Origin of the sequence: Streptomyces sp. NPDC001816 (assembly GCF_042892235.1) — a bacterium.
GTDB lineage: Bacteria > Actinomycetota > Actinomycetes > Streptomycetales > Streptomycetaceae > Streptomyces.
The window spans coordinates 677,366-694,316 of the sequence record NZ_JBIATY010000004.1 but is presented as its reverse complement, the minus strand read 5'-3'; the positions used below and the strand labels follow the sequence as shown (position 1 = coordinate 694,316).

Below are 16,951 nucleotides of genomic sequence, written 5' to 3'. Positions count from 1 at the left end.
ACGCCCGGTTACATTCCGAACCCGGAAGCTAAGCCTCACAGCGCCGATGGTACTGCAGGGGGGACCCTGTGGGAGAGTAGGACGCCGCCGAACAATCATTGTGGGAAAGCCCCGCACCGTATGGTGCGGGGCTTTTCTGCGTTCAGGGTCCTTCAGGACAGGTGGCTAGAAGGTCACCTCAGCCGCCTCCACCGTCCCGCCCTCGCGGCCGGGTGCGCTGTGCCATCTCCAGTAGAGATTGGTGTGGGCGATCACCTGCTCCGGGGCGGGAGCGCCGTACTTGGACAGGTCCTCGGTGGTGTGGGCGTCGGCGACCAGCGTCGCGTCGTACCCGCGGACGATCGCGCCGTGCAGGGTCGAGCGGATGCACACGTCCGTCTGCGCGCCCGTAACGAGGAGCCGGCCCACCTTCCGGTCGGCCAGCACGGTCTCCAGGTCGGTGTCTTCGAAGGAGTCCGGATACTTCTTGTGGACCAGGGGCTCGGCGTCCAGGCGGGTCAGCTCCGGCACGTACTGCCAGGTCTCGCTGCCGTACGCCAGCTCCTCGTCGGAGTGCTGCACCCAGATGACCGGCACGTCCGCCGCGCGGGCCTTGTCGATCAGGGTGTTGATGTTCGCGATGACGCCGTCGCGGTCGTGGGAGTTCGCCACCACGCCGTTCTGGACGTCGATGACGAGTACTGCGGTGTTGGGTCGATCGGGAAGCGTGGTCATGGGGCCACAGTAGGACCCACCACTGACAACGGCCCCGAATATGAGGTGAGGACCCGGCAGGGCTGCGGCTACGGTTACCGCCATGACCACTCTGACCAGCGGTGACTACGTCATCCGCGCCATACGACCCGATGACTGGCCCGCCGTGAAGCAGCTGCGGCTCGACGCGCTGCGCGATCCGGCCGCGCCGGTCGCCTTCCTGGAGACGTACGAGCAGGCCATGGCCCAGCCGGACGAGTTCTGGCAGGGGCGGGCCACCAGGTCCGGTGAAGGGGCCACGGGGGCACGTCAGTTCATCGCCGAGGCGCCAGACGGGACCTGGGCCGGCACGGTCGTCATGCTCATCGAGGAAGCAGGGACGAACGACTGGGCCGGGTTTCCGGTCGAGCGGCGGCAGGGGCATGTGGTCGGTGTGTTCGTACGGCCGGAGCACCGCGGAAACGGGCTGATCAAGGCGCTGTTCGACGCCGCCGTGGAGTGGGGCTGGCAGCAGGACGCCGAGCGGGTACGGCTCCTCGTGCACGAGGACAACCCGCGGGCGCAGGGGGCGTATCGCAAACTGGGGTTCGTGCCGAGCGGGGTGACCGTGCCGGTCGAGCACCAGGGTGAGCAGAAGGAGCTGGAGTTCGTCCTAGACCGGTAGGTCCTGGTGGGGCCAGCGGGATCTGGCCTGTTCGCGGGAGCGGAGCAGGGCCAGGGTCGGCATGCCCCGGTCGGCTCCGGTGGCCAGCAGGTCCGGCAGCTGGGGGAGCGGCGCTACGGCCGCGACGTCGTCCAGGACCAGGGTGAGTGGTGGGTCGAGCCGACCGGAGGATGACCGTTCGGCCATGCGCCGGCCGCGCTCGACCACGCTGGAGACGAGGGCCGTCAGGAGGGGCATCGCACCCGGGTTGGTCCTGGGGTCCTCGATGGATTCACCTACTAGATAAAGCGTGCCCCCTTCGTCCACGAAGGAATCCAAGGCGAGCGCATCAGCTCGGTTTGGGGTGCAGGCCTCGCGGATGTTGACCGTGAAGAGGGCGGCGAGCGCCCGGCTCGTCAACTCCTGGGCCATGTCACGGCGTTCCGGGTGCGCGGTGAGGGCGGCCTCGAGTTCGCCCGCGGCGCCGGGGGCGGCCTTGGGGTGGGTACGGAGGGTTCGTACGGCGTCCTGGATCTGGGTGCCCTGGGACCAGCGGTGGACGTGGCGGATGGTGCGGGATTCCAGAGCGGCGGCGTGCAGGTAGCTCCGGAGGAGCGTTGTCGCCGTGTCGGCGACCGCTTGGTCGATCTTGGCTGTGGGCTGGACGGGGCTGAGGAGCGCTGTGGCCCGGCTCAGCGCTGTCTGTTTGTCCTCGCAGCCTGTTGTCGGGGACCAGTGGAGGCGGGCCGGGGTGTCGCAGAGGTGGGTGGGGTCGTAGAGGAGGGTGGGGCCGAGTTTGGCTCTGGCGTCCTTTGTGTCCTGCCAGAGGGCGGGGTTTGAAGTGACGACAAGGGTGGGGCCTGGCGCGTCCTGGATGGCCTGGGTTGCGGTTGCGTGGCGACTTTCCCTGGGTGCGATGAGGATTTTTTCCCATCGACCCACCCGTTCAGCGTTGGCTGAGAAGGTGCCCAAGGGGTCCGGCGCACCCGCCGCCTGGAGGGGCTCCGTCGGCTGCGCCGCTCGCAGTGCCTCGGTCGGCTGCGCCGCCCGCAGCACCTCGGTCGGCTCCGGCTCTTCGCGCGGCACCGGGACCTCGGAACGCTGTTCCGGTGCTGGAGCGGAAACGGGTGCCGTCGCCTGGGCCCGCCCCTTCGCCGCCCCCCGCTCGAACGCCCGCCGTACCTTCCCCGCCCGCCACCTCGCCACCGCTCCCATCACGAACAGGGCCAGGACGAAGAGGACCATCAACTGGCCGATGAACAGGCCCCAGAAGAGGCCCCAGCCGGAGAGCTGTCCTGCGGGGGTGTCCGGCCAGGCGCCGGTGATGTCGTGGGGCCGGCCGATGAGATGGCGCATGGCCAGGGGGGTGCGGGTGAAGGTGACGCCCTTGGGCCAGGCACCCTTGGCGAAGAGGCTTGCCAGACCCGTGGCCGTCCACACCAGCAGGGTCATGCTGAGAAGGAAGCCGAGTATGCCGATCAGCAGGCCGTCGGGGATGCCTCCCTGGCCTTCCCGACGGCTGTCACGGCTGTCACGTCTGTCATGTCTGTCACGGCTGTCGCGACGGTCGCGGTCGTCCGGTCTCACGTTCTCCCCCTACGCCACCGTCGATTCGGAGTCGCCCAGGTGCTGCTCCACGAAGGCCGCCGCCCGCTGCTCGGCCTCCAGCTCGGCCGCGCGCAGGGCGTCGTCGGCCGACAGTTCACTGGAGGACTCGGTCATGGCGCGGTCGGTGAAGACCAGTGGCCGTTCCGTCTCCGTGACCAGGTGTTTGACCACCTGGACGTTGCCGTTGACGTCCCAGACGGCGATGCCGGGGGTGAGGGTGGGGATGATCTCCACGGCCCAGCGTGGGAGGCCCAGAACCCGGCCCGTGGCCCTCGCCTCGTCCGCCTTCTGGGCGTAGATGGTCCTGGTCGAGGCCATCTTCAGGATCGCCGCGGCCTCCTTTGCCGCCGCGCCGTCCACCACGTCGGACAGGTGGTGGACGACCGCCACGAAGGACAGGCCCAGCCGTCGGCCGAACTTCAGCAGGCGCTGGAACAGCTGTGCCACGAAGGGGCTGTTGATGATGTGCCAGGCCTCTTCGACCAGGAAGATGCGCTTCTTGCGGTCGGGGCGGATCCAGGTGTGTTCCAGCCACACACCGACGATCGCCATCAGGATCGGCATGGCGATGGAGTTGCGGTCGATGTGGGACAGGTCGAAGACGATCAGCGGGGCGTCCAGGTCGATGCCGACGGTCGTCGGGCCGTCGAACATGCCGCGCAGGTCACCGTCGACCAGACGGTCCAGGACCAGGGCCACGTCCAGGCCCCACGCCCGTACGTCGTCTATGGCGACGTTCATCGCCTCCGCCGACTCCGGCTCGGGGTGCCGCAGCTGTTCCACGATGTCGGTGAGGACCGGCTGGCGGTCGAGGATCGACTCGTTGACGTAGGAGTGGGCGACCTTGAGGGCGAAGCCGGAACGTTCGTCCAGGCCGTGGCCCATGGCGACCTCGATGATGGTGCGCAGCAGCGCCAGCTGGCCCGTCGTCGTGATCGAGGGGTCCAGCGGGTTCAGACGGATGCCGTGGTCCAGGGCCGCCGTCGGGTCCAGGCGGATGGGAGTTATCCCCAGCTCCTCGGCGATGAGGTTCCATTCGCCGACCCCGTCCTCGCCCTGGGCGTCGAGGACGACGACCTGGCGGTCGCGGAAGCGCAGCTGCCGCAGGACGTATGTCTTCTCCAGGGCCGACTTGCCGTTGCCGGACTCGCCGAGGACCAGCCAGTGCGGCGCCGGCAGCTGCTGGCCGTACAGCTGGAAGGGGTCGTAGATGTAGCCCTTCCCGGAGTACACCTCGCGGCCGATGATGACGCCGGAGTCGCCGAGGCCGGGTGCGGCGGTCGGCAGGTAGACCGCCTGGGCCTGGCCCGTGGAGGTGCGGACCGGCAGGCGGGTCGTCTCGACCTTGCCGAAGAGGAAGGACGTGAAGGCGTCGGTGAGGACGGACAGCGGGTCCCGCATCAGCGCATCAGCCCCTACCTTCGAATGCCGGTGGCGAAGGGAAGTGTGTTCACGAAGGCCCGGTGGTGCTCGCGGTCGCACCACTCCAGCTTCAGGTACGACTTTCCGGCGGAGGCTCTTATGGTCCGCTTGTCGCGGTTGAGGGCCTCCGGGGAGCGGGAGGACACGGTGATGTAGCCGACGAGGTTGACCCCCGCCGCGCCGCTCGCCAGGTCCTCGCCGCGCTGGTCGAGGCGGTTGTGGGCGGCGATGTCCCGCGGGTCCACCGTCCGGTTCATCTTGGCGGCGCGGGAGGCCTCGGCCTCGTCGTTGGTCTTCTCGGTCAGCATGCGTTCGATGGCGACCTCGGTGGGTTCGAGGTCCATCGTCACGGCGACCGTGCGGATGACGTCCGGGGTGTGGACGAGCAGGGGCGCGAGGAAGTTGACGCCGACCGGGGTCATCGGCCACTCCTTCACCCAGGCGGTGGCGTGGCACCAGGGGGCGCGGGTGGCGGACTCGCGGGTCTTGGCCTGGAGGTAGGTGGGCTCCATGGCGTCCAGTTCGGCCGGCCAGGCGTTGCGCCGGGTCATCGCCTGGATGTGGTCGATGGGGTGGTCCGGGTCGTACATGGAGTGGATGAGGGAGGCGAGCCTGCCCTGCCCGAGGGGCTGGCGGACGCGGATGTCGGCCTCCTGGAGACGCGAGCAGATGTCGGTCAGCTCACGGGCCATGACGACGGCCAGGCCCGCATCGCGGTCCAGCTTGCGGCCGGCCTGCGGCCGTGCGGCCCGTGCCATGGCCTGGGCCTCGGCGGCCAGTTCGCGGGTGTAGTGCATGCAGGCGACGAGGTAGGCGCGGTGCTGCTCGCTGCTGGTGGACACCATGGACTGGAGCTGGTCGTAGGACCGTGACAGCCAGTCGGGTGCCTTCTCGTCGCCGCGCAGCGTGACGTCCTTGGCGTGGGCGTCGGGGTCGGCGGGGAGCGTGCGGGCGAGCATCTGCAGGCGGGTGACGAACCCGTCGCCGTTGGCCACGTGCTTGAGGAGCGTGCCGAAGCGGTCGACGAGGGCTTCCTGGTCCTCGGAGTCGCGCAGGCCGACGCCGGGGCCCTCGATCTCGATGGCGGCCGTGACGGTTCTGCGGTCGGCGTGCAGGAGTACGGCGATCTCGTCGGGTCCGAAGGGCGCGGCGAGCCAGTTGATCCGCCCGATTCCCGGCGGCGGCCCGATCTCGACCTCGCGCCCGTCGAGCCCGGTACCGGCCTCGACGGCACCGGAGCGGTACACGGCGCTGCGCTTGACGGTCCGCTTGTACGAGCGGTTGATCTCGAACCACTTGTAGAACGTGCGGCGCTTGTACGGCACGTAGACCGCGGCGAGCGCGAGCAGCGGGAAGCCCGTCAGGAGCACGATCCGCAGGGACAGGACCGGGACGAGGAGGCCGCACATCATGCCGAGGAACGCGCCGGCGATGATCAGCGCGATCTCGCCGGACTCGCGGTTCCGGCCGACGATCGCGTTCGGCCGGGCGCGGCCGATGAGATACGTACGGCGGGGCGTGACCGGATGGGACAGGTGGGACTCGGTCGTCAACGCCCTTCACCTCCCGAGCGGTTGCTGTTGCGGGTGTTGCTGGCGTGCGGGGTGTTGGCCGGGCTGGGTGCGCGCGGCGCGGGCGTGGCGGAGGGGACTGCTCCGCCGCCGCCGTGGGTGGTACGGCTGCTGTGGGCGGCGACACCGCCGGAGGCGGGGTTGGAGGCGCGGGCGCTGCTGGAGCCGCCTGAGCCTCCTCCGTTGTTGTCGGCGCGGGTGCTGTGGGTCTTGATGCCCTGGGCGACGAGGGTGGCGGGCGAGCTGATGACGGCGGCGGCCTTGCCCTCGGCGCCCTGCATGATGCGGTTGTTGCGGCCGCTCGCGATCTCGTCGCCGAAGCCGGGGACGAAGCGGTAGATCATCGCGCTGGCGAAGATGGCGAGCAGGATGATGGCGAGGCCGGAGACGACGGCGGAGAAGGCGTCGGGGCCGCTGTCGCCGGAGAGGGCGCCGGCGAGGCCGAGCACGATGACGATCACCGGTTTGACCAGGATGACGGCGATCATGATCCCGGCCCAGCGCCTGACGTGCCCCCACAGGTTCTTGTCGACCAGGCCCGCGTAGACGACGGTGCCGAGGAGCGCGCCGACGTAGAGCAGGGCGGCGCGGATGACCAGCTCCAGCCAGAGGACGCCGGCGGCGAGGATGCTGACCAGGGAGACGACGATCAGCATGATCGGGCCGCCGCCGATGTCGTTGCCCTTGCTGAGGGCGCCGGAGAAGGTGCCGAAGAAGGTGTCGGTCTGGTCGCCGGTGGCCTTCGCGAGTACGTCCGTCACGCCGTCCGTCGCCGACACGACCGTGTAGAGGATCAGCGGGGTGAACGCGGAGGCGAGCACCGTCAGCCACAGGAAGCCGACCGCTTCGCCGATCGCGGTGGTCAGGGGCACCCCTCGTACTGCCCTCTTGGCCACGGCCAGCAGCCACAGGAGCAGGGTGAGGATCGTGGACGCCGCGAACACCACCGCGTACTGCTGCAGGAACTTCGTGTTCGTGAAGTCGACGTTCGCCGTCTCCTTCACGGCACCACTGAGCTTCCCGATGGTCCAGGAGGCAGCGTCGGCACAGCCTTTGGCCAGGGAGGCGAGGGGGTCGAGGGTGTCGCCCAGGGGACTGTTGGGGGTGACGCCCTTGGAGCCTCCTCCGCCGGAGTTGTCTTTTTCGCAGAACTGTTTGGCGGCGCCCCGGATCAGCTCGCAGGGGTCGTTGCTCTTCGTAGCGGACGGTGTGGGACTGGGCGCGGCTACGGCGTGGGCGGCCAGCAGCAGCGTCGTCGTCTGCACGGCTCCGAGGACCGCCGTGATCTTGAGGATGCGGTGGTTAGCGCGCATACGTGAACCCTCCGTACTCCTCGACGGCCTTCGTCATGTCGTCGGCGGTGGAGGCCGTCTGGTCACGGCCCACGGGGACGGGCCCGTCCTTCTGCTGGAAGTCGGTGATCTTCCAGTCGTTGTCGACCCACTTCAGCTCGTACGTCGTCGTGTACCAGCTCTCGGTCACCGGGTTCTTCGAGCCGTCACCAGAGAGGCCGAACAGCGAGGTGTACCAGACCTCGACCGTGGTGGCGTCCGTTCCCGATGAGGTGACCTTGGTGCCCACGGGGATGACCCGGGAGACGAACGTCTGGCCCTTCGGCGCGGTGCCGTCCTTGGCCAGGCCGATGTTGGAGAGGAACTTCTCGTTGGAGTACGCGCTGTCCATGGCCGACTGTTTGGCGGCGGCGGCATCCCGGGCGTAGACCGAGTCGACGATCCGGTGCCGCCAGGCGGTGTTGAACATCTCGGCCGACCCCAATGCCACCGCATAATTCGCCGCCGCACTCTCCGCCCCCTGCCCGCTGTGCGCGAACCCGGACGGAATCCCCCCGCTCTTCGTCTCCACCGGCTTCGTGCCGCTGGCTGCCGTGGAGGACGTTCGGGGCTGGTCGCTCTTGCCGGAGGAGTTGTCGGTGGACGAGCCGTCACCGCGGTTCGCGAAGGCGATCGCTGCGATGAGGAGGACGACCACGCCGACCACCGTGACCAGGCTCCGGGACGAGGAGCGGCCGGTTCTGCGGGGTGCGCCGCCGTAGGGGTCGCCGCCGGGCAGGCGGGTTCGGGTCTGGCCGGTTTCGGTGTAATCCTGCTCGTCTGTGGGACTCATGCCGCGTACGCCCCCTCCACCTCGTAGACATACGACGGTAGCCGTGCTGGTTCCCGCGCGGGCGCGGTGTGGTGACTCGACATCAGGGAAACGCAACCTCTGCCGGTGGGCACGACGGGTGGGTGGGGTGGAGGGGGACGACCGGGCGCGCCCGGGAGCAGAAGGGGCGTCAGACCGCCATGCCGTACACGATGGTGAACAGTGTGCCGAGGGAGCCGATGATGAAGACTCCGGTGAGGCCGGCGATGATCAGGCCCTTGCCCTGCTCCGCGCTGAAGGTGTCGCGCAGCGCCGTCGCGCCGATCCGCTGTTTGGCCGCACCCCAGACCGCGATGCCGAGGCAGAGCAGGATGGCCACGGCCATCACCACCTCGATCATCACCTTGGCCTCGTTGCCCAGGCTGCCGAAGGGGCCCCAGTCCGGAGCGATCCCGCCGATGATGGTGTTGATGTCTCCCTTGTCGGCCGCAAAGAGCATGTAAGTCACCGCCCCTGGTGGGTAGTTCCGCTGGACCCTGCGGTGTGCAGAGGTCACGCATCATTCTCGCTGACAACGTCGCCGTCGTATGTCGACTTGACGTCATTGACTGGCGGGTTTCGTACGAATACCTCGTACGGTCACTCTGTGTATCACGGCAGGTCACGCCGGGCAACGAGGCCTGAGCGGAACCTGTCGTGCGGTTCGGTCGTTGACCCCCTTTACGGCCCGGCAGGGTTTCTGACGGCCGGTCGGGCAGGCAACGGTTGGTCGCGGTCGACCGTCATCCCCCTCGTACGAGTGAATGGAGCCTGGCCGCGCTTATGGCAAGCGCTACGAAGGTACCGCTCACGGCGTCCGGCCGCGCGGCCCCCCTGGCCGATACCGGGGCACACGTTTCAGCCCTGGGCCGGGAACACGAAGAAGCCCTTCTGCGTGCTGATGTAGCCGTACCCCGACGGCTGCGAGAAGAGCGGGATGTTCTCTTCGGGCAGGCTCTTGGCGAGCACCTTCTTGGTACGGCCGTCGACTGCGAGGAACTTGCTCGGGCTGAAGTCGTCCTTCGTGGTGCCGTAGAGGGTGCCGTTCGGGGAGAAGCGCAGCGGCTGCATCGCATTTTCGCCCTCCTTCTGTGCCCAGACCTCCTTGCCGTCGGCGGGCTGCCACACGGCGGTGCCCTGCTTCGTGTGAGCGGCGGCCAGGGTGTGGTCGGGCGTGAAGACGGAGGAGCCCTCGGTGTCGATGGTGTCGGCAGGGCTGTCCTGGTACGAGTACTTCGAGGAGCCGCCGACCTGTTTGCCGCTCGCGATGTCGTACGTCGCCGTCACCCAGGTGTCGGGAGAGAAGGCGCCCGCACCCCAGGCGGTGAGGACACGGCCGTCGCGCACGTCGAGGACCCGGAGGGCGCCGCTGGTGCGCTTCCCGTCGTCGTCCAGCTCCACGCCTGCCGGCGGGGTGACGTCCGCGGTGCTCCAGGCCTTCTTTCCGGTGGAGAGGTCCGTCATGACGAGCTGTTCGGGATCGTCCTCGTAGGTGGACGCGTTCTCCACGTAGAAGGCGTACTTGCCGGTGATCAAGGGCGCGTGGGCCTGACCACCGTCGATCTCGTTGGTGCGCGAGTCGAAGGAGCACCGCGCCAGCTGTCCGGTGCAGGTGACCTTGCGGGCGGCGCCGCCGTCAATGGGCGTGAGCTTCAGGCTCGCGTCACCGTCCTGCTCGATGATGTACCCGTCGTGGACGTCGAACTTGTCGCCCTCGGCCGTGGCCTTGCCCAGTTCGGTGCCGTCACTGCCGTAGACGGTGACCTTGGTGGTGGTCTTCTCCTCGCTCAGACCGTCCGACTCCGTAGTGGCCTCGGCGAACACTGCGACCGCCCGGACGCCGTTGTGCCAGGTCGTGGCGGCCACGCGATCGGTCTTCACCTTGAGGGTCTTGCGCACCTGGCCGGTCTTCACATCCCGGAACTCCAAGGTGGCCGGTTCCGGGTCGTTGGTGGAGTGGAGGGTGCCGACCGAGCCGTCGGCCGGCTCCTGCGCGTATCCCTGACCGGTGTCGTACTTGCCCTGGGCATCCTTGACGAACAGGAGGGTGTCACCGAGGTCGATGGCGTGGGCGGGCGGCAGGCTCCATGCGGGCCGGGCGGCAAGGCCGGGTATCGCGGGGCCGCTGTACGCGGGTCCTGTGGGCTTGGCGCCGGCTGGGCTGGCCGAGCTGCCGCCCTTCGGTCTGGCGGCCGAGTCGTCGCCGTCGGAGGAACCGCAGCCTGCGACCAGCCCGAGCGCAAGGACGAGGCCGACGGCCGTCACTGTGTACTTGTTCATGTCCCCGTGAGTTTTTTCAGATGATCTTGAGATGTTCAGTGCAGCATAGGTGCCCGGCCTTGCTCGGCAAGCAGGCACCGGAGATCTGCACGGGCTCGACACACGCCGACTAGCGCGTGGCGCACTTGGGGTAGCTCGAACCCTCGACGCAGAGTCCGTAGGCGCCGCTGCTGACGTCGACCTCTTCCTCGTCGCCGCCCTTCGTGCGGACCGTCAACTCGTACTCGGTGTGGCAGCTGCGGGTCTTCTTCGTGCCCTTCTTCTTCGTCTTGCACTCGTAGTCCGTGTCCTTGCTGACGACGGTGCCGGTGACGTTCTTCGATGTGTTGCTGCAACCGGCCAGCGGCGCGGTGAGCGCGGCGACGGTGAGCAGGACTGCGAGCGTGCGCTTCATGTGGTTTCCCCCGTGGGTGTCATGGACCAAGTGTGCTGCGGGGCATGGTAGTGAGGACGGGAAAACGGGCCGCGGCCGGATGCCGTGACCCGTCTTCCTTTTCCTTGCCGCCGAAGGGACCCCACGTCCCCCTCAGTTGGCGGCTCCCCGTGACCCGACGGGGTGGTTCACATGCCCGTCAGCCGGTGAAGGCGTCCGTGCCCTGAGGGGTGCCCCAGCCGGTCGGGCCGTCGTAGCCCGACTTCGCGGTGCAGAAGTAACTGGTGGCGCAGGTGCCGTTGTTGCCGCTGGTGACGTCGTTGAGGGCGGACGTGCCGGCCGCGGCGTACGGGTAGGCGGCGGGGTAGTCGCTGGAGCCCGGGGTGCCGGCCAGGGCGTAGACGCCCGCGATGATCGGGGCCGAGGCGCTGGTGCCGCCGTAGGTGTTCCAGCCGGTGCCGTCGGAGCCGTAGGTGTCGTAGACGGAGACACCGGTGGCCGGGTCGGCGACGGCCGAGACGTCGGCGATCATGCGCTTGGTGCAGCCGGTGTCGGTCTGCCAGGTGGGCTTGGCGTCGTACGCGGAGCAGCCGGAGCCGGTGCCCTCGGTGCCGGAGGTCTTCCAGACGCTCTCGGTCCAGCCGCGGCTGTTGGACGAGGACTTCAGGGCGGTGCCGCCGACGGCGGTGACGTACTTCGAGCCGGCCGGGTACTCGGCGCCGTAGGCCTCGTCGCCCGCGCTGACGGTGATGGCGACGCCCGGGTGCTTGAAGTACGAGGAGTCGTACGAGGTGTCGCTGGACGACTCGGAGCCGCCGTAGCTGTTGGAGACGAACTTGGCGCCCAGCTTGACGGCCTCGTTCACGGCCGTGCCGAGGTTGGCCATGCTCGACGACTTCGCCTCGACGAGCAGGATGTTGCAGTTCGGGCAGACGGCGGAGGCCATGTCGAGGTCGAGCGAGATCTCACCGGCCCAGCCGCTGTCCGCGCTGGGGAGCGAGGTCGTCGAACCGGTCTGGCCGACCTTCTTGAAGCAGCCGTTGGAGGTCGTGCAGTCCGGGAGGCCGTAGTACGAGCGGTAAGTGGCCAGGTCTGCCTCGGCGTTCGGGTCGTCGTACGCGTCGACGATCGCGATGGTCTCGCCGGAGCCGTTGGAGGAGGCGGCGGACGTCAGGCCGTAGGCGTCCTGGAGGTCGCTCGGGCCGTATCCCGTCGGGGAGTCGGACGAGGCCTTCGGCGAGACGGACCTGGGCGCGACGCCCTTCCTGGCGGCCTGCTCCTCCTGGAAGGCGGTGGTGCCGCTGGTGACGCGCAGCGCGTGGCAGGACGCGTAGCCCTTCTTCGGGGTCGCGCCACACGCGTTGGTGTAGTGCACATGGGCCTTGGCGACCTGCGCGGCAATGGCCTTGGCGCTGACGGACTTCGTGGCCGTGGGGGTGGCCGCGTCCGCGTGGGCGGCGGTGCCGAGTCCGGCGAGGAGCAGCGCCACGGTGGCCGCGGCGGCGGAGCCGGTACGGCGCCATCTGCCGCGTATGTGGGGGGTGGTGGGGGTGGGCGTACGCAACGTACAGCCTCCTGTGAGTGGGGTGACAGAGGCCTGCGGGTGGGGGATCACCGGGGTGGTTGCCGATGGGGGCGGCGGCCCGCGACGACGATCGCTTGTTGAGTACGCGACAAACAAGGCAGGTTTCGGAATCCTGACTTCCGCCATACCGAAGGGTGTTGGGGGCTTACTGATCAATGGCTCTGTGCTGGCTCTGTGTTGGTCTGCGCTTGACCGGGCACACAGGGAGCGCACAGATGGTCGGTTGGCCACCTGGCTCTGAGGCCGTGCGGCAGCAGATGGTCAGGTGGTCACCTGGGCTTGAGGCCGTGCAGCAGCAGATGGACGTGTTCGTCGAGGCCGGCCAGGGCCTCCTCGGCCTCCAGGGCGCAGCTGGCGATGAGGGCGGCGAGTCCGTGCAGGCTCGCGGCGGCGACCATCGTGAGGCGCTCGGGATCACCCTGGATGATCTCGCCCCGCTCCTGGGCGTCCGCCATCATCCGGGCGAAGGAGCCGAGGGACTCGTCGACGGCCGCCGCGAGCTGCGCGGAGCTGTCGGGGTCGTGCTTGCGCGCGAACATCAGCTCCAGGAGTTCCGGGTTCTCGACGGCGAAGCCGAGGTAGGCGCGGGCGAGCGCCGTCATCCGCTGCTCCAGGGTGAGGCCGGGCTGTTCGGCGGCGGCGCCCAGGGCCTGGTTGAGGCGCTCGTACCCGTCCAGCGCGAGGGCGTCGAGCAGGGCCTGCTTGTCCTTGAAGTGCCGGCCCGGGGCGGCATGGCTCACCCCGATGTCACGGGCCAGCTCGCGCAGCGACAGCGCGCCGACCCCCTTTTCCCGCAGCGTGCGCTCGGCGCTCTTGAGCAGGGCGGCGCGCAGATCTCCGTGGTGATAAGGGCGGCTCGTGGATGACGGGGACGACGGGGACGACGGGGACATGCGCGGCATGGGCACCATCGTATCTCGATGTAGACGGCGTCTATATAGTTGACATCGCCATCATTGTTGTCATTGACAGCATTGTTGGCGCTGCCTACATTGAGGGTATGGCTGATACGAGCAAGACGACGCGCCCTGCGCGCAAGTGGAACGCGACCCACCTCCCCGACTTCTCCGGCCGTACGGCCGTGATCACCGGCGCCAACAGCGGCCTCGGCCTCGCGACCGCCGAGGCGCTGGCCCGGGCCGGGGCGCATGTGGTGTTCGCCGTACGGGACCCCGCGCGCGGCGGTGCCGCGGCGGCGAACGTGAGCGGCAGCGTCGAGGTGCGCCGCCTGGACCTGGCGGACCTGGCCTCGGTGCGCGAGTTCGCGGCCGGATGGCAGGGGCCGATCGACCTGCTGATCAACAACGCGGGCGTGATGATGCTGCCGGAGCAGCGCACCAAGGACGGCTTCGAGATGCAGTTCGGCACGAACCACCTCGGCCACTTCGCCCTCACCAACCTGCTGCTGCCGTACGTCACGGACCGCGTGGTGACGGTGTCCTCGGGCCTCCACCGCGGGGGCGACGGCGTGATCCACTTCGAGGACGTGAACCTGAAGGGGCGCTACTCCCCGACCCGCGCCTACGCCCAGTCCAAGCTGGCCAACCTCCTGTTCACCCTGGAACTCCAGCGCCGCCTGACCGGGGCGGGCTCCTCCGTACGCGCCCTGGCGGCCCACCCCGGCTACGCGGCGACCAACCTGCAGAGCCACACGGCGAACCCCTTCATGCGGGCGTTCATGGCCGTCGGCAACAAGGTCATGGCCCAGGACGACAAGTCCGGCGCCCTGCCGACGCTGTATGCGGCCAGCCAGGACCTGCCGGGGGCGGCGTACGTCGGCCCGGACGGCCTGGGCGAGATGCGGGGCGCGCCGACGCTGGTGGGCCGCAGCGCGGCGGCGAGCGATCCCGAGGGGGCGCGGAGGCTGTGGGTGCTGTCGGAGGAGATGACCGGGGTCGAGTGGGGGCTCGCCGCGGTGGCGAGGCCGGCCGGGGCGGAGGGGGTGCGCTAGGGCGGACGGGGCGGTGCGCCAGGGCGGACAAGGCGCGTCACGGCCCCTCCATCCCGTCCATTCCGGCGGCGGCACCGAGACCTATGGAGTCCTGGGGAGTCCTGCGGAATCGAGTCTTTCTACGGAACCGAGTACTACTACGGAACTGTCCTACTGTCCGTTGGGCCCCCGCCCCGACTGGGTCTATCGTCGGAATCCTGGGGCGGGATGGGCCAGGACGGGAGGACGGCCGGTGATGCCGCAGGACGAGGCCGTGATCGGCTGCACGGGGAAAGTGCTCATCGGAACGCGTGGATCCGCGGGCCCCGGTGAGGTCCTGGTGCGGGTCAGAGGAGGCTCCGAGACCTTCCTCGCGTGGTCGGAGCAGCCCCTGCCGACGGGCGCGACGGTCCTCGTGATCGAATCCCGTGGATGCCGCGAAGTCGGTGTCATCGAGTGGGTGGATCCGTTGGATGCGCTCGGCGGCGACCCCGCCGGCGCCGGCTGAGGAGTACAGGATGTTCGGATACCGCGTTCCCGCACCGGACGAGGCGATGTTGATCTCGGGCGGTCGGCGGGGACTGGGGGGCGCGCCGTTCCGAGTGGTGACGGGGCACGGCAAGTTCGTGCTGCCGATTTTCCGCAAGGTCCGCTTCCTCACCCTGTCGATGTGCGAGTCCGAGGTCACCGAGACCTGTGTGACCAGGCAGGGCATCTCGCTGCACGTCCGCGCGGTCATCGCCTTCAAGGTCGGCAACGACCACGAGAGCATCATCAACGCGGGCCAGCGCTTCCTCTCCGACCAGGAGCAGATGTCGGTGCTGACCGGCCGGATCTTCGCCGGCCACCTGCGGGCCATCATCGGCTCGATGACGGTCGAGGAGATCGTCACCGAGCGACAGAAGCTCGCCGCGGAGGTCCTGGACACCTCGAAGACCGAGATGGCGAAGATCGGCCTGATCGTGGACTCGCTGCAGATCCAGTCGATCGACGACGGCGACACCGGCTACATCGACGCGATGTCCGCGCCGCACAAGGCGGCGATCCAGCGGCAGGCGCAGATCGCCCAGGCGCAGGCCACCCAGGCCGCGGTCGAGGCGGAGCAGGCGGCGGCCCGCAAGCAGGCCGAGTACGCCCGGCAGACCGCCATCGTCAAGGCGGAGTACTCGGCCGAGGTGGACCGAGCGCAGGCGCAGTCCGCGCAGGCCGGACCGCTGGCGCAGGCGCACGCCCAGCAGGAGGTGCTCGCTGCCCAGACTGAGTTGGCCCAGCGCCAGGCCAAGCTGCGCCAGCAGCAGCTGGTGGCCGAGGTCGTGAAGCCCGCCGAGGCCGAGGCCGAGCGGGTCAGGATCCTCGCCGCCGCCGAGGCTCAGCGGATGAAGATCCAGGCGGAGGCGGCGGCCTCGTACGACCGGGTCGCGCTCGACCGGATGCTGATCGACCAGCTCCCGCAGATCGTCAAGGAGGCCGCGGGCGGCCTCGCCGGCGCCAACGTCAACGTCCTCAACGGCGCGGACGGCCTCGGCGAGATCGCGGCCGGCCTGGTGTCCCAGGGCCTGACCATCCTCGACTCGGTCCGCCAGAACCTGAACGGGCCGGACTCCGAGGGCCGCCGCCCCGAGGAGGGCAAGGTCAACGGCCTGATCCAGCTGCCCGCGAGGAACGAGAAGAAGTCGGACGACGGTCCGGTCGACGTCGACTAGTCCCCCTCCCCGGACGCCCGTTGACGGTCAGCACTCCGTCAGCGGGCCGTCAGCTCCTCCTGCCACTCTCGTACTTGTGAAGGGCACGGGAAACCGGAAGCCGGTCACGGGGAGAGGTGCCCGGAGTGGCTGATCGGGGACCAGCGAGCACGCCTCAAGGTCGGGCCCCTCAGGGGGCCCACGCAGGTTCGAATCCTGCCCTCTCCGCCAGCCGGAACTCGCCGAGCCGCCCGCCTGGATGGTCTGTCAGAGGTCGAGGACCGCGCGCAGGGCCTCGTCGATGCGCGCGGTCGCATCGGGGCCGATGTTCCCCAGGTACGTGCCGTCGTCAAACCGCGCAGTCTTGAGCTGGGTGATGTTGAGGGCCACGGCTACGGCTTCGACGGGGGCACTGAGGTGTACGGACATGATGGTGTCCGGATAGGCGCCGGGCGGATGCAGAACGATGGCGAGGCAGGCGCCGAAGGTCTCGTCGAGCCCGTCGAGGCTGACCACGCAGACGGTGCGCTCGCCTTGGGTGCCCTTGACCTGCCAGATGTCACCCTTGTTCACCACGCGTCGCCCTCGCCGTCCAGGTCCGGGCGGTATCCGGCTGCTGCCAGCTGCTTCGCTGCGTCCAACGTGATCTGGCGTCGGATGAGACGGTCTATGTAGGCGGACACGTTGCCCTCGGGGGCGTGAGCACGAATGTAACCGGCGGATGCGTCCGAGAGTGACACGGTGATCTTCGTGGTCATACTGGGATCATACCCGAGTCATACCAGCGGATGGCCTCCTTCCCGCGTGTTATCGGCCTTCTCGCTGCCCTTCGTGTGTGGGCTGAGCGTGTCACGCAAGGGGGTGTGCTTCGCAGGGTTTCCTTGCGGGCAGGCCATCGCCACAATCGAGGGCCATGGATTCACCTAGGGGGGCGGGTGGCACAGTCTGAGATCCCGGTGGCGCTCATTGGCCTTGGAGGTGCGGTCGTTGGAGCTGTGGCAACGGCAACAGCGGGAAGGGTA

General features: G+C 69.0%; 17 protein-coding genes, 1 rRNA gene and 1 pseudogene. 6 read left to right on the top strand and 13 right to left on the bottom strand.

The genetic code is table 11. The annotated features are described in order from the left end of the window. Window positions 1–93 (top strand): 5S ribosomal RNA (rrf, locus tag ACFYZZ_RS18845); the annotation flags it as partial. 72 nt (window positions 94–165) lie between these two features. Here rrf and ACFYZZ_RS18840 read toward each other — a convergent pair. After that, the gene (locus ACFYZZ_RS18840; protein ID WP_389176857.1) at window positions 166–714 is read right to left on the bottom strand and encodes a cysteine hydrolase family protein; all 549 of its coding nucleotides are present in this window, start codon (window positions 712–714) and stop codon (window positions 166–168) included. A gap of 82 nt (window positions 715–796) precedes the next feature. Here ACFYZZ_RS18840 and ACFYZZ_RS18835 point away from each other — a divergent pair, with 82 nt between their 5' ends. Then, window positions 797–1,357: a GNAT family N-acetyltransferase gene (locus ACFYZZ_RS18835; RefSeq protein ID WP_389176855.1), complete on the top strand. Its 561-nt coding sequence runs from the start codon at window positions 797–799 to the stop codon at window positions 1,355–1,357. Here the strand turns inward: ACFYZZ_RS18835 and ACFYZZ_RS18830 are convergent. From ACFYZZ_RS18830 to ACFYZZ_RS18785, 10 genes are all read right to left on the bottom strand, one after another. Continuing rightward, entirely contained in the window at window positions 1,346–2,788 is a 1,443-nt protein-coding gene (locus ACFYZZ_RS18830) for a TraM recognition domain-containing protein (RefSeq protein WP_389176853.1), read from the bottom strand. The two genes, ACFYZZ_RS18835 and ACFYZZ_RS18830, sit on opposite strands and share 12 nt — an antisense overlap. A gap of 144 nt (window positions 2,789–2,932) precedes the next feature. After that, window positions 2,933–4,345: an ATP-binding protein gene (locus ACFYZZ_RS18825; RefSeq protein ID WP_389176851.1), complete on the bottom strand. Its 1,413-nt coding sequence runs from the start codon at window positions 4,343–4,345 to the stop codon at window positions 2,933–2,935. Window positions 4,346–4,359: 14 nt separating this feature from the next. Continuing rightward, on the bottom strand, window positions 4,360–5,919 hold the full coding sequence (locus ACFYZZ_RS18820) for an SCO6880 family protein (protein ID WP_389176849.1): 1,560 nt from the start codon (window positions 5,917–5,919) through the stop codon (window positions 4,360–4,362). Then, window positions 5,916–7,250 (bottom strand): hypothetical protein, encoded by a 1,335-nt coding sequence (locus tag ACFYZZ_RS18815; protein ID WP_389176847.1) that lies wholly within the window; start codon window positions 7,248–7,250, stop codon window positions 5,916–5,918. Before ACFYZZ_RS18815 ends, ACFYZZ_RS18820 begins: the two co-directional genes overlap by 4 nt. Next, complete coding sequence (locus tag ACFYZZ_RS18810; protein WP_389176845.1) at window positions 7,240–8,061, bottom strand: hypothetical protein; 822 nt, start codon at window positions 8,059–8,061, stop codon at window positions 7,240–7,242. Before ACFYZZ_RS18810 ends, ACFYZZ_RS18815 begins: the two co-directional genes overlap by 11 nt. A 169-nt stretch (window positions 8,062–8,230) precedes the next feature. Beyond that, window positions 8,231–8,539, bottom strand: coding sequence for a hypothetical protein (locus ACFYZZ_RS18805; protein WP_014673544.1), 309 nt, complete (start codon window positions 8,537–8,539; stop codon window positions 8,231–8,233). Between the two features lie 398 nt (window positions 8,540–8,937). Beyond that, a complete protein-coding gene (locus ACFYZZ_RS18800; RefSeq protein ID WP_389176844.1) occupies window positions 8,938–10,359 on the bottom strand; it encodes a hypothetical protein in 1,422 nt (473 codons plus the stop codon). Between the two features lie 109 nt (window positions 10,360–10,468). Then, the gene (locus ACFYZZ_RS18795) at window positions 10,469–10,753 is read right to left on the bottom strand and encodes a hypothetical protein (protein WP_389176842.1); all 285 of its coding nucleotides are present in this window, start codon (window positions 10,751–10,753) and stop codon (window positions 10,469–10,471) included. A gap of 178 nt (window positions 10,754–10,931) precedes the next feature. After that, window positions 10,932–12,296, bottom strand: a complete 1,365-nt coding sequence (locus tag ACFYZZ_RS18790; protein ID WP_389176840.1) for a peptidase S8 — start codon at window positions 12,294–12,296, stop codon at window positions 10,932–10,934. Between the two features lie 290 nt (window positions 12,297–12,586). Continuing rightward, window positions 12,587–13,228 carry a TetR/AcrR family transcriptional regulator gene (locus ACFYZZ_RS18785; RefSeq protein WP_389176838.1) on the bottom strand — a complete coding sequence of 214 codons (642 nt, stop codon included), beginning with the start codon at window positions 13,226–13,228 and terminating at the stop codon, window positions 12,587–12,589. An 89-nt stretch (window positions 13,229–13,317) separates the two neighbouring features. On the opposite strand from ACFYZZ_RS18785, the gene ACFYZZ_RS18780 reads away from it, so the two are divergent. From ACFYZZ_RS18780 to ACFYZZ_RS18765, 4 genes and pseudogenes are all read left to right on the top strand, one after another. Next, a complete protein-coding gene (locus ACFYZZ_RS18780) occupies window positions 13,318–14,268 on the top strand; it encodes an oxidoreductase (RefSeq protein WP_389176836.1) in 951 nt (316 codons plus the stop codon). 235 nt (window positions 14,269–14,503) lie between these two features. Then, a complete protein-coding gene (locus ACFYZZ_RS18775; protein WP_094216969.1) occupies window positions 14,504–14,755 on the top strand; it encodes a hypothetical protein in 252 nt (83 codons plus the stop codon). 10 nt (window positions 14,756–14,765) lie between these two features. Beyond that, window positions 14,766–15,950, top strand: coding sequence for a flotillin family protein (locus ACFYZZ_RS18770; RefSeq protein ID WP_389176834.1), 1,185 nt, complete (start codon window positions 14,766–14,768; stop codon window positions 15,948–15,950). A 110-nt stretch (window positions 15,951–16,060) separates the two neighbouring features. Beyond that, window positions 16,061–16,160: pseudogene (locus ACFYZZ_RS18765) on the top strand. A gap of 36 nt (window positions 16,161–16,196) precedes the next feature. Here the strand turns inward: ACFYZZ_RS18765 and ACFYZZ_RS18760 are convergent. Both ACFYZZ_RS18760 and ACFYZZ_RS18755 read right to left on the bottom strand, forming a co-directional pair. Continuing rightward, on the bottom strand, window positions 16,197–16,505 hold the full coding sequence (locus tag ACFYZZ_RS18760; protein WP_389176832.1) for a hypothetical protein: 309 nt from the start codon (window positions 16,503–16,505) through the stop codon (window positions 16,197–16,199). Beyond that, window positions 16,499–16,687, bottom strand: a complete 189-nt coding sequence (locus tag ACFYZZ_RS18755) for a toxin-antitoxin system HicB family antitoxin (RefSeq protein ID WP_381667509.1) — start codon at window positions 16,685–16,687, stop codon at window positions 16,499–16,501. Before ACFYZZ_RS18755 ends, ACFYZZ_RS18760 begins: the two co-directional genes overlap by 7 nt. Between the last annotated feature and the right edge of the window lie 264 nt (window positions 16,688–16,951).

Excerpts from the sequence above, each read along its gene's own strand:
- ACFYZZ_RS18835 (WP_389176855.1), top strand. The coding sequence starts at position 797 with ATGACCACTCTGACCAGCGGTGACTACGTCATCCGCGCCATACGACCC.
- ACFYZZ_RS18780 (WP_389176836.1), top strand. The coding sequence starts at position 13,318 with ATGGCTGATACGAGCAAGACGACGCGCCCTGCGCGCAAGTGGAACGCG.
- ACFYZZ_RS18795 (WP_389176842.1), bottom strand. The coding sequence starts at position 10,753 with ATGAAGCGCACGCTCGCAGTCCTGCTCACCGTCGCCGCGCTCACCGCG.
- ACFYZZ_RS18785 (WP_389176838.1), bottom strand. The coding sequence starts at position 13,228 with ATGGTGCCCATGCCGCGCATGTCCCCGTCGTCCCCGTCGTCCCCGTCA.
- ACFYZZ_RS18825 (WP_389176851.1), bottom strand. The coding sequence starts at position 4,345 with ATGCGGGACCCGCTGTCCGTCCTCACCGACGCCTTCACGTCCTTCCTC.
- ACFYZZ_RS18775 (WP_094216969.1), top strand. The coding sequence starts at position 14,504 with ATGCCGCAGGACGAGGCCGTGATCGGCTGCACGGGGAAAGTGCTCATC.
- ACFYZZ_RS18810 (WP_389176845.1), bottom strand. The coding sequence starts at position 8,061 with ATGAGTCCCACAGACGAGCAGGATTACACCGAAACCGGCCAGACCCGA.
- ACFYZZ_RS18830 (WP_389176853.1), bottom strand. The coding sequence starts at position 2,788 with ATGACCCTGCTGGTGTGGACGGCCACGGGTCTGGCAAGCCTCTTCGCC.
- ACFYZZ_RS18755 (WP_381667509.1), bottom strand. The coding sequence starts at position 16,687 with ATGACCACGAAGATCACCGTGTCACTCTCGGACGCATCCGCCGGTTAC.
- ACFYZZ_RS18805 (WP_014673544.1), bottom strand. The coding sequence starts at position 8,539 with ATGCTCTTTGCGGCCGACAAGGGAGACATCAACACCATCATCGGCGGG.
- ACFYZZ_RS18770 (WP_389176834.1), top strand. The coding sequence starts at position 14,766 with ATGTTCGGATACCGCGTTCCCGCACCGGACGAGGCGATGTTGATCTCG.
- ACFYZZ_RS18800 (WP_389176844.1), bottom strand. The coding sequence starts at position 10,359 with ATGAACAAGTACACAGTGACGGCCGTCGGCCTCGTCCTTGCGCTCGGG.
- ACFYZZ_RS18840 (WP_389176857.1), bottom strand. The coding sequence starts at position 714 with ATGACCACGCTTCCCGATCGACCCAACACCGCAGTACTCGTCATCGAC.
- ACFYZZ_RS18815 (WP_389176847.1), bottom strand. The coding sequence starts at position 7,250 with ATGCGCGCTAACCACCGCATCCTCAAGATCACGGCGGTCCTCGGAGCC.